Origin of the sequence: Cryobacterium sp. Y62, assembly GCF_002929785.1 — a bacterium.
In the GTDB taxonomy this organism is placed as follows: Bacteria; Actinomycetota; Actinomycetes; order Actinomycetales; family Microbacteriaceae; genus Cryobacterium.
The window spans coordinates 1-1,024 of record NZ_PJJK01000002.1; the positions used below are offsets into that span (position 1 = coordinate 1).

1 protein-coding gene is annotated in these 1,024 nt (G+C 59.8%); it reads left to right on the plus strand.

Annotation, left to right across the window (positions count from 1 at the left end; all coding sequences use genetic code 11):
• Positions 1-632 precede the first annotated feature (632 nt).
• Positions 633-914, plus strand: coding sequence for a hypothetical protein (locus tag CXY71_RS00015; protein ID WP_104133705.1), 282 nt, complete (start codon positions 633-635; stop codon positions 912-914).
• Positions 915-1,024 lie beyond the last annotated feature (110 nt).

Consider the following 1,024-nt stretch of genomic DNA (forward strand, 5'->3'; position numbering starts at 1 on the left):
CATTATGGTTATCAACAGCCAGCATTGGCAGCGTAGGAGAAACCACTAATTCCGCTGTCCGAAATACCCGCGGCAGGTCAGACCAAATGTGCCGCGTTAGGCGTTCCGGCTACGGACGCTTGTGCGCGAGGCCGTGACGGGTACGCTGAGCGGTAAGAGGAGTGCGTGAGGGGGCATGGTGCTGCAAGATCTTTACATGATTTGCCATTTTGCGCTCGTTGTTGCCAGCCCGCATCTGACGTTGGGTCATCCGGGTTTCGTCATCATGGTCGCCGTCGGAATTCTCCTGGGTTTCGCTGTAATCGTGGCCCTCCTGGTTTTTGTTGTGGCGCGGCGATTCGACCTGCGCGGGTCGTCCACGCAAAGCGGGGGCGCTCCGCCGCGTTCGCACTTCACACCACAGATAACGCGATGTGGCAGAGGCACTCCTATGCCGCGCGCCCCCACGGGTCAGACGCCCGTCGCCTGACCCTCGGTGGAGCACGTCGATTCAGCGTGCACCTCCTCCTTGGGAGCCGGCCGGCAGACACAACTGTGCGCCGCTATCTGTAGGAGAAGGAATGCTAACGACATCAATACAGCCACGACTAGATCCACACCGGAATGTGCACTCGAGGCGAACGAAAGAATTATTGACGCGCGCCTGGTGGAAACTGAACGACCTCGCAGCTGCGATGTATGTCGCGGCAGCCTCGCTGATCGGCTTTGAAGCCCTTGCGGTGATTCTCGTTTTCACCACCGCTTGGCCGATTGCCATCCCTATCGTTGTCGGGCTGCTGGCTCTGCTCTTTTTCGCCCGCCGATTTCTCGTCCGAGTCTGGTGCCTGATCCTGCCGGCTCGGTCTGGAAGCAAAAATCCCGAACCAGAGTGTGACGGGAATCGTATCGAATCTGAGAATGGAGCCTCTTCGTGAATCGGCGTCAGAATGCCGTCCCGCAGGGGGTCCCCCTTGCGGTCACCTGCGCATGTTCCGCGGCGGAAGGCTGAAATCTGAGCGGCGGCGCATACGCCAGCAGCTTGTGC